Source organism: Mycobacterium sp. SMC-11, from assembly GCF_046250095.1.
Lineage (GTDB): Bacteria > Actinomycetota > Actinomycetes > Mycobacteriales > Mycobacteriaceae > Mycobacterium > Mycobacterium heraklionense_A.
This window is the reverse complement of the sequence record NZ_CP176430.1, coordinates 1,648,857-1,657,952: the sequence shown is the minus strand read 5'-3', so window position 1 is coordinate 1,657,952 and position 9,096 is coordinate 1,648,857. Positions and strand designations below refer to the sequence as shown.

Sequence of the window (9,096 nt, the reverse complement as noted above, 5' to 3'; positions counted from 1 at the left end):
TTCCTCGCACTGAGTGCACGTTCGGCGAAGTCGAGGCCGGGTTGTGGGCCACACTCCCCTGATGGACGTCCGCACCACGATCGATACCTACCTGCGCGCCTGGACGCAACAGGACCCCGAGCTCATCGTCACGATCTTCACCGACGACGCCACCTACCACGAGCGGGTGCTGGGCGAGCCGATCCGCACCCGTGCCGGGATCCGCGACTACTGGCAGCGCAAGGTGGTCGAGGGGCAAGCCAATATCGATGCCCGACTGCTCAACCTCTACACCGCCACCGACGGCAGCACGGTGATCGCCGAGTGGGAGGCGACGTTCGACGACCGCGTCCAGAACGTGCGCAAGCGGATGCGCGAAGTCGCCATCCTGGAATTCGCCGGTGAGCGGATCTCCAGCCTGCGCGAGTACTGGGCGTCGGAGATCCTCGGGTAAAGCCCCGCGTCAGAGGTGGCTCGCCACGAAGCCCGCGGCCTGAGCCGGCATCGGTGACTGCGCATAGGACAGGTGCGGCGCGGAGAACATCTCGTCGTGTGTAGGCAGCGCCAGGGCTCCCGGGGTGCAGATCGGGTCGCCGTCGGCACACAGATCAATGGCCTTGGCGCCGTACCAGGGGCTGATCTCGCTGACCGGTCCGCCCAGGTAGCGGTCGGTGGGGTTGCCGAAAACCGCAACCGCAGCGACGTGTTCGGCCTCCTCCGCCGACAGGGTCGCGGCGTTGAAGCCCGCCACCGATGCCCGCGCGATGGTGATCAGATCGATGACCATCGCGCCTTGCGAATAGCCGCCGAGCACCAGTTTGGTGTTGGGACAGGTCGCCACCATGGATTGCACGTGGGCGTTCGCATCACCGGCGCCGTCGGATGCTGATGGCGGCCAGTCCTCGCCTGCCGGGTAATTGACCGCATACACCCCGACGGACCGCCCCCCGACCTGCGAGCGCAACGCGTCGATGAATTTCTGGCCGACTCCGCCGACACCTGGCGGTTCGGCGGTGCCACGGGCGAAAGTCACCTCGATGTCGGGACAGCCGGCAGCGGAGGCGGCGGGTACGACGACCGGTGCGCTGGGCAGCGTGGCCAAGGCCACCACCACCACCGGAACACCGAGCAACACGAGCGATCGGCGCGCTTTCATATCACCGATGCTGGCACACCGTGACCGTGCTCCACCAGCCTCTATCGCAGGGTTCAGCTGGCGTTTCTGCCTTATCTGCATTTTGCGTACGGCCCGCATGCGAGCCGCATGACACGCGCAACGCCGGCGACGACACTCCCTGACGGATATCGCAGGCACGCTCAATACCTACCGGCTGGCGTGGATGCAGAGAGCCCCGAACTCATCGTCACGGCGCTGTCACCGGGAGTGCCAGGAGTGGCAGGAGTGTCGATTACCGCCACGGTCTGGATGATCCACAACTGGACAAATATGCAAGCGACCTGAAGCGAGAAATCGAACTGGGCACAAGCGTGTGCGAAGCGCTGGCCATGGCCTATACCGCCGATAGCAACTGGGAATTAGATGACGACGTCCAGGATGTCTAGCGAGCGCTGAGCGTCTGCCAGGCCGACCGCACCACCAGTGTTGAGGCGGACAGCAGGCCCAAGACAGCAACCGGAGAACCCATCACGCCGTCCAGCTCGTACCGGGGACAGTGGCTTTGACAGTCACTACTTCACCAAGAGGTTGGTCGGGATTTGAGTAGGGTCCAACGCCCGACGAGGTCGCCTGCGCCCGCTCAAAATCGAAGAGCAACGTTAAGCCTTCCGGCGGGTCACTGCTTGCAAAAGCAACTGTGCCCCGGCAACCACCGCACTGCCACCGATACCTAGCCAGATGCCCGAAAAGAAGTTCTTTTCCGAATTCCGGTCTACAATACTTTGATCGATGCCCGAGATGGGCGGCGGTACAAGAAAGCTATCTGCGGAGCGCGTGTATGTCCATGCCACTATATCTGCAGTTTGCAATGCAACGGGAATGGCCGGCGCGGTTTCACCAAATTGACCAGGTCCATTGATTTCGCCGCCGGTGTCGGGGCGTTCGTTCCAGTTTATTCGGCTAGCTCGCGCTGCAGTGATAGCTGATCCAACAGTAAATGAAATATCACGACAGTCTGCGTAGCTTTCACCAAGGGAGTCAGGCATATTGGGCCAACAAAAACCTGACTCGGTTCGAGAATAGACCGCCGGCAGACGGACTTTACTATGCGCCCCACTTGTGGAGAAGACCAGGCCATCCGTCCCCTTAAAGTCTGCCGTGGCAGCGAACTGGATTGATCCAGCAGGCAATAACCCTTCTAACTGCACAAACCGATTGTCCACGCCCCCACCGCCCAGGCCTATGCCCGTTGTTCTAAGTTTTCCGTCGCGGTACCCACCTACGCCGCAAGAGAGTATGGCGGGTTCCGGTTGGCACCCTAAATACGTAGCTTTGCCGGAGACCGAAAAAGCAAATCTAACCACCGCTGGTTCTTGCACCGGCCTCTCAAGCGTAATAATCACGCGGGTCCGAACCGTGTCCTTATCCGGCTTATCTGGTAATTTTGACGTTGGCGACAAACTCGAAGGCGGCGGGGCTAAGCCGTTCAGCGGAATCCCGTGAGCCTCATCCCACTCAACAAAAAGCAGCCCGATCTTGCCCTTCTTGTCGTTTGCCACTTTTGCGTCTGTAATTATTAGAAGTTGGCCTTCAAGCTGAGCCTCAGGATTAATGCTTGGCTTTGTCGCAAACCCGCATGCAAGAATTGCAGCACCCGCTAGGATTAGGAATGTAAAAGTTGGCCACGTCCGGTCCCGGCTTGTAGAGACACTTGTGTAGACAGTAGTTTTTGCGGTCAAAGGCTTTCGAACCCTCGACTGAGTCGCTAGACGCAGCAGCAGTAGGGCAGTCACTGCATCTAAGATCCGCAGCAGTGTCTTCGACGCAGACCCTCGCATGCTCCAACTATCTACTATCTGGGCCACCGCCGAGCATCTTGGCGCTGTCGGTGCCCGCAATGCCCTTCTCCCGGAGCTGCGCGCCCTTGCTGCATCGCCATCGCCGACCTTGTGCATCTGGCCAACAACGACAGCGGATAAGGTCGGCGACCATGACGCGCGACGATAACGAGCCGCCGTCGTACTCATTCCGCAATCGTTTCAGGCTTGTTCAGAATCAGAGGCTGGACGCCGGGGATGCGCTTGAGATCCCGTTGGCAATGTCCGCTATCGAGACAGTCGTCATACGGGGCGCCAAGGCACCAGAAGGCGAGGAGACCCGCTTCGACGGTCCAATCATCGTTTCAAAGACCGACGAACTGGTCCTGCTCGGCGAGGAGTACGCGATGCCGGATCTGCGAGCACGGCGGGCTGCAAGTGGCGGCACATCTTGGCTGCCGTACTGGCACGCGAAGGTATCGGCGTCCACCAGCGCGTGCTCGAAGAACCAATCCGGTTGCTCAATCTCTGCACTGCTGCCCACGGCCCGACTGTGATCGCCGAGTGGGGCGACATCCAACGACGTTGTGCAGGACCACCGGAAGCGCGAAGTGGCGATCCTAGTTCGCGGGTGAGCGGGTCGCCCGCCCGACCTGCACGAGTACTGCCTCTGGCGAACTGGGACGCTAGAAGAAAGGCCGCAAGCGAGAGGCGATGGCCTCCGTCTCGTCCACGCTCAGTTCGGCCACCTCGCCCCGCTCCGTGCTCCCGCCATCGATCGTGCCAGCCACGTGGAAGTGGACGTGGGGAATCGCTTGGTGCGCGTCCACCCCGTTGTTCTGCCAAACGCTGATCCCAGGTCTTTGCTCCACTCGGTCGATCACGGTTGCCGCACGCCGTAGCAAGTCCACGACAGCGTGGCTCTCGACTGCCTGCAACTCCAAGATGGTCGGCACGTGCCGCGTTGGAATCACCAGCAAGTGAGCGATGCCACGCTGCTCGCGAGTGACCAGCACGGCGGCGGCATCTTCACGATGAAGGATGGTGTACGGCCGAGCGCCGCTCAGGTAGTCGCAGAAGGCACAGGGAAGCGCGTCAGGTACGACGAGGCTGCTCATCAGGACCTCTTTAGGGACGTGAGGAAATCTTGGATTTCGAGCATGTCGACTCGCTTCTCGTCCTCTGCGCGAACCACGATGCGTAGTTCGTCGCACACCCGCTCCTGGCGCGAAGCGAACATAAAGGTAAGGATCAGGAATCGGATCGCGTCCTGGATAGGAAGCACGGTCGACAGGCCCGACTGCCCTAGGCCGATGATCGGTACGGAGACCGGTTCGCCGTTACTGTGACGTCGTACCTCGCACCACAGTTCCTCCATTGCATCCCAGAGGATTCCGATCGTGGACGACACGTTGTTGCGCTCGTCCATTTTCGTGTACGCCACGCAGTAGTAGTACGTGCGGTGCTGCCTGATCGCAGCGACAGTGCCACACCCGTACCGGTCCGTGTTGCCGTTCTTGTCAACGCCCACCTCGATCGGGGTCTCTGCGGCGAGGGCCTCTGCAAGGTCCGACTGCAACTTTCTGAGGTCGCCTCTGTAAACGCGGCTGAGGAACTGCCCCTGCACGCTGTCGGTACGGATGATGTGCGGGGTCTCCACGTCGAAACAGTCCGACATGCCGATCACGAGGCTGGTGCTCTGGCTGAAAAGATCGCCAGTCACCAACCGAATGACAGTGTCTGGCGTCGAGTAATGCTGCTCGATGGGCCGCGGCCAGGAACGCCTAAGCGCGTACAAGAACGCCGCCAAAGCTACCAGGAGGAAGAGCCAGCCGCCGAGTCTGCTCAGCGTGTCGTTGAAGAAGATCTCGATAATGGTAAGAGCGGTAGCAAGTGCGCCAAGTGCACTCAACAAATGAGTTGCAAAGCTCTTCCAAAAGCGTCGGTTACGCAAGTCGCGAGTGACGGCCACGGTCAGAGCTTGTCGTAGATATGCTGCTCGTAGTAGTGCGGCCCTGACTTACCGCTTGTCGCGTAACCCGGTGCGTAGTGGTCCAACGCGTACTTGATAATGGCGGGGCTGAAGGCTACCGAAAGGGTGTAATAGTCAGCGTCGAGGAGCGGATTCGGGATGAAGTTGCGATCCACTTTCTTGTCACCGTCGTGGTTGGCGATGACCACGGGCAAGTCGAACTCCATCATGATCGACACCTCGTAGGCGAGAAACGACTTTCCGTCGCCCCCCTTCTTCTTCCCTTCGGGAGTACCGATCAGTACCACCTGCTTGACACTCTTCATGCGCTCTCGCAGATTGCGCTTGATAGTTTCTGGCTTACTAGTGTCCAACGAGATGTAGAGGTCGTGTGCGTCATAGAACTGGAAGTCGATCTTGTCGTTGTCGCGCCAGGCCTCCATGAGCCGATATAGATGGATATTCTCGCTGGCGAAGGCCACGTACGTCTTATTGCGGTAGCTCATGGCATGCTCTCCTCATCCTAGTAGCGAGCTGAGTCTAGGCTGTGGCGTCGACAGCTACGTTGACGGTATTGGGGCAGTCCCATGGTGAATCTGGCAGTGATTCTTGGCGTGGAGTGGACGGTTCTTCACCGATGCTGCTCTCAAACCAGGATTGCGCCGCGCAATGAAGCGCCCCACACCGACCGAACGCATGCCGCGGGGCGGTATGGGCCCAAGCACCAACGAGATACGTCAGTCGATATCGGCCAGCGCGTCGGCGACCTCTGCGGCATCGAGCTGCGCCACTTCCAGGTAGACCTCCGCCACCGCGTCCAACCGGCCCGGATCGGCTTCGGAGGCAGCCAGCCGTGCAGCCAGCCCGGCGACGGTTCGGGTGGCGAAGATGTCGGCGACCACCGCGCCCGGGGCGTCCAGCCAGGTGCGGATGCGTGACACGGCGGCGGTGGCCAGCACCGAATCGCCGCCCAGAGCGAAGAAGTCGTCGTCTGCTCCGACCCGGGCGGCGCCGAGCACCTCGGCGATGATCGCGGCCACGGCACGCTGCAGTGGACCGGCCGGCTCGCGGTAGCCGTCGCCGGCCGCCATAGCCGCGGCCAGCTCGGCCGTCACCGCCCGCCGGTCGATCTTGCCCGAGACGGTGTAGGGAATCACCGAAACCACCTGCAGCTGCCGGGGAATCATGTGCTCGGGCAGCGACTCGGCCAGCCCGGCCTGCAATCCGGCAACGCTTACCGCGGGATCGCCGGTGCGCACGGCGGCCGCCAACACCTCACGCCCGCCGGGTTCGGTCAGCGCCACCACCACCGCCTCGGCGACCCCGGGCAGGCGGCGCAGCGCGGATTCGACCTCGCCGAGTTCGATGCGATACCCGCTGATCTTGACCCGGTGATCGGCGCGCCCGACGAATTCCAGGGTGCCGTCGGGAAGATAGCGGGCCAGATCGCCGGTGCGATACCAGGTTCGGCCGTCGTACTCGACGAACTTCTCGGCGGTCAGGTCGGGCCGGCCGCGATATCCCGAGGCGATGCCGCGCCCGGTGACCCACAGTTCGCCGGCCACCCAGTCCGGGCGGTCGGCTCCATCGGCGCCGACGACCCGGCAGGCAATGTTGGGCAGCGGTGTGCCGTAGGGCACCGCCGCCCAGTGCGCCGGCGGGTCCCCCTCAACTTCGCACAGCGTGGCGTGGATGGCGGTTTCGGTGGCCCCGCCCAGCCCGGCGAACCGCACCCCGGGCGCCACCGCGGCAAAACGTCGCGCCAGTTCGGGGCGCACCCAGTCGCCGCCGGTCAACACCGCACGCACCGATGACAGTTCGCCGCCGGTGGCGGCCAGCATCTCCAACGCCCCGGGCATCAGGTTGAGCACGCTGACCCGGTGCCGCGCCACCAGCTGCGCCCACACTTCGGGGCTGCGCCGGTCGGCCTCGTCGACCATCACGATCGCCGCCCCGACGCGCAGCATGGCGAAGACGTCGAGCACCGACATGTCGGCGTCCAGGGTCAGCAGCGCCAGGCTGCGGTCGCTGGGAGCGAATCCGAAACGAGCGCTGAGGGTTTCGATGGTGTTCATGGCGGCGTCGTGGGTGACTTCGACGCCCTTCGGCTCGCCGGTGGAGCCGGAGGTGAACACCACATAGGCCAGTTCGGCCGGATCGCTGCGAACCGGGTCCGCCAGGCGGGCGTGCTGTACGGCATCGGACACCGCCAGCGTCGGAATCTCCAAGGCGGGCAACCCATCCCCGGTAACCAGGGCCAACACGGCACCGCCCAGGGCCAGAATCCGCTCTCGGCGCTCGGGCGGCTGATCGGCCGCGATCGGCAGATAGACCGCCCCGGTGGCCAGGATGCCCAGCAGCGCCGGAATCTGCTCGGCGCCCTTGGGCCCCAGCAGCGCCACCGTGTCACCGGGTCGCACGCCACGCTTCTGCAGCGCGGCGGCCACCGCCAACGCCTCATCGCGTAGCTCGCCGTAGCTCAGCCCTCCCGACCCGTGCAGCAGCGCGACCGCCTCGGGATCGCGGTCGGCCTGGCGAAAGAACCCGTCCTGCAGGGCTTCTCCGCTGGGTTCGGCGCTGCCCGCGTTCACCGATGCGCGCACCTGGGCCTGATCGGCGGGCAACGCCGCCAACGCGGCTTGCGCCCAGCCGTCGCCGCCGGCCAGCCGGGTCAGGTCGGCGATGTGGTGGGCGAACATCGCGTCGATCACGCCCGGCGCGAACATGTCCTCGCGCACATCCCAGTTCACCAGGATGCCGCCGTCGAACTCGGTGACCTGGGCGTCCAGCAGCACCTGGGGGCCCTGGGAGATGATCCAGACCGGGGTGCCGAACGCGGCGGTTACCTCGTCGGCGAACAGCTCCCCGAGTCCCAGCGCGCTGGTGAACACCACCGGCGCCAGCACCTGCGTGCCGCGGTGGCGGCTCAGGTCACGCAGCACCGCCAGGCCGGGGTAGTCGGCGTGCGCGGCGGCGGTACGCATGGCGTCCTGCACCGCGTGCGCGCGCTGCGCGCCCGTGCTGGCCTGGCTCAGATCCACATCCAGCAGCAGCGACGAGGTGAAATCACCGACCAGCCGGTCGACGTCGTCGTGCAACGGTTCGCGGCCGAACAGCGGCACATTGAGCAGGAAGCGCGGAGCGTCCGACCAACTGGCCAGGGTGTGCGAGAACGAGGCGGCCAGGGTCATGGCCGGCGTCACCCCGTGGGCGCGGGCCTGACCGAACAGTGCGTCGCGGGTGTCCGGGTCCAGCCAGTGCCACCGCCGGGTGCTGCGCCGCGGGTCGGTGGGGGCGCCGGCGGGCGGCGGCAGCTTGGGCGGGTCGGGCAGGTCGGGGATGCGCTGCGCCCACCACTGGCGGTGGCTTTCATCGGTTTCGCGGTCGGCGGTGGCGTGGCGATACTGCCGGTAGGTATAACCCAGCTCCGGCAGCGTCTCCCCCCGGTATGCGGCGGCCAGATCCGCCATCAGGGTGCGGTAGCTCATCGCGTCGGCGGCCTGCATATCCAGGTCGACGTGCAAGCGCGCGGTTCCATCCGGCAGCAACGACACCGTGAGCTCGAAGACCGCATCGTCGAGTTGCTGATGCGATTTGGCCACCCGGGTGGCGTCCAGGCGCTGGGCAACCTCGGTGGCGTCCAGGCCACGTAGGTCCTGCACCGCGACGGGCAGTGCGGCATCGGGCCGGATGTGCTGGGTTCCGTCGGGTGAGAATTGCACCCGCAGCATCGGGTGGCGGGCGGCCAGCGCGGCCGCGGCGGCGGCCAGCCGGTCCGGGTCGATAGCGCGCCCATCAAACTCCACATACAGGTGCCCGGCCACCCCGCCGAGCGCGACGTCGTCGTCGCGGCCCACCCACATGGCGTGCTGCATGGGGGCCAGCGGAAACGGTGCGTCGGCGTCGCTCGGCTCGTCCGTCGGCGCGGTGACCGGTGCCGGTTCGCCCCGGTCGCCCAGCAGGTCCTGCCAGGCGGCGATGCGCGGGTCGGCGGCCAGCGCGGCGAAGTCGACGTCAATGCCCTGTTTGCGCCATCGACCGGCCAAGCTCATCATCCGGATCGAGTCCAGCCCCTGTCCGACCAGGTCGGCCTCGGGATCGACGGCGCTGGCGTCGGCGCCGAGCAGGTCAGCGACCTGCGCGCGAATCTCGTCCGGCCCCACCGCGCCACTCCACCCTTCGTTAGGCTGCCCTAATTTCTCGAAGCTACT

8 protein-coding genes are annotated in these 9,096 nt (G+C 64.6%); 2 read left to right on the top strand and 6 right to left on the bottom strand.

Going from position 1 to position 9,096, the window contains the following annotated elements; genetic code table 11:
• Positions 1-61: 61 nt before the first annotated feature.
• Positions 62-433: a nuclear transport factor 2 family protein gene (locus tag ACKY0X_RS07840; RefSeq protein WP_409428978.1), complete on the top strand. Its 372-nt coding sequence runs from the start codon at positions 62-64 to the stop codon at positions 431-433.
• Between the two features lie 9 nt (positions 434-442).
• On the opposite strand, the gene ACKY0X_RS07835 is transcribed toward ACKY0X_RS07840, so the two are convergent.
• Complete coding sequence (locus tag ACKY0X_RS07835; protein WP_409428977.1) at positions 443-1,135, bottom strand: cutinase family protein; 693 nt, start codon at positions 1,133-1,135, stop codon at positions 443-445.
• A 620-nt stretch (positions 1,136-1,755) separates the two neighbouring features.
• Complete coding sequence (locus ACKY0X_RS07830) at positions 1,756-2,655, bottom strand: hypothetical protein (RefSeq protein WP_409428976.1); 900 nt, start codon at positions 2,653-2,655, stop codon at positions 1,756-1,758.
• A 431-nt stretch (positions 2,656-3,086) separates the two neighbouring features.
• Here ACKY0X_RS07830 and ACKY0X_RS07825 point away from each other — a divergent pair, with 431 nt between their 5' ends.
• Entirely contained in the window at positions 3,087-3,470 is a 384-nt protein-coding gene (locus tag ACKY0X_RS07825) for a hypothetical protein (protein ID WP_409428975.1), read from the top strand.
• Positions 3,471-3,599: 129 nt separating this feature from the next.
• Here ACKY0X_RS07825 and ACKY0X_RS07820 read toward each other — a convergent pair whose 3' ends face one another.
• The 4 genes from ACKY0X_RS07820 to ACKY0X_RS07805 form a co-directional block, all read right to left on the bottom strand.
• Positions 3,600-4,031 (bottom strand): HIT family protein, encoded by a 432-nt coding sequence (locus tag ACKY0X_RS07820; RefSeq protein WP_409428974.1) that lies wholly within the window; start codon positions 4,029-4,031, stop codon positions 3,600-3,602.
• Positions 4,031-4,885 carry a macro domain-containing protein gene (locus tag ACKY0X_RS07815; RefSeq protein ID WP_409428973.1) on the bottom strand — a complete coding sequence of 285 codons (855 nt, stop codon included), beginning with the start codon at positions 4,883-4,885 and terminating at the stop codon, positions 4,031-4,033. Before ACKY0X_RS07815 ends, ACKY0X_RS07820 begins: the two co-directional genes overlap by 1 nt.
• Positions 4,886-4,887: 2 nt before the next feature.
• Positions 4,888-5,391, bottom strand: coding sequence for a TIR domain-containing protein (locus tag ACKY0X_RS07810; protein WP_409428972.1), 504 nt, complete (start codon positions 5,389-5,391; stop codon positions 4,888-4,890).
• Between the two features lie 231 nt (positions 5,392-5,622).
• Positions 5,623-9,048: an amino acid adenylation domain-containing protein gene (locus tag ACKY0X_RS07805; protein ID WP_409428971.1), complete on the bottom strand. Its 3,426-nt coding sequence runs from the start codon at positions 9,046-9,048 to the stop codon at positions 5,623-5,625.
• Positions 9,049-9,096 lie beyond the last annotated feature (48 nt).

Coding starts and splice junctions, on each gene's coding strand:
- ACKY0X_RS07820 (WP_409428974.1), bottom strand. CDS start 4,031: ATGAGCAGCCTCGTCGTACCTGACGCGCTTCCCTGTGCCTTCTGCGAC.
- ACKY0X_RS07810 (WP_409428972.1), bottom strand. CDS start 5,391: ATGAGCTACCGCAATAAGACGTACGTGGCCTTCGCCAGCGAGAATATC.
- ACKY0X_RS07835 (WP_409428977.1), bottom strand. CDS start 1,135: ATGAAAGCGCGCCGATCGCTCGTGTTGCTCGGTGTTCCGGTGGTGGTG.
- ACKY0X_RS07840 (WP_409428978.1), top strand. CDS start 62: ATGGACGTCCGCACCACGATCGATACCTACCTGCGCGCCTGGACGCAA.
- ACKY0X_RS07825 (WP_409428975.1), top strand. CDS start 3,087: ATGACGCGCGACGATAACGAGCCGCCGTCGTACTCATTCCGCAATCGT.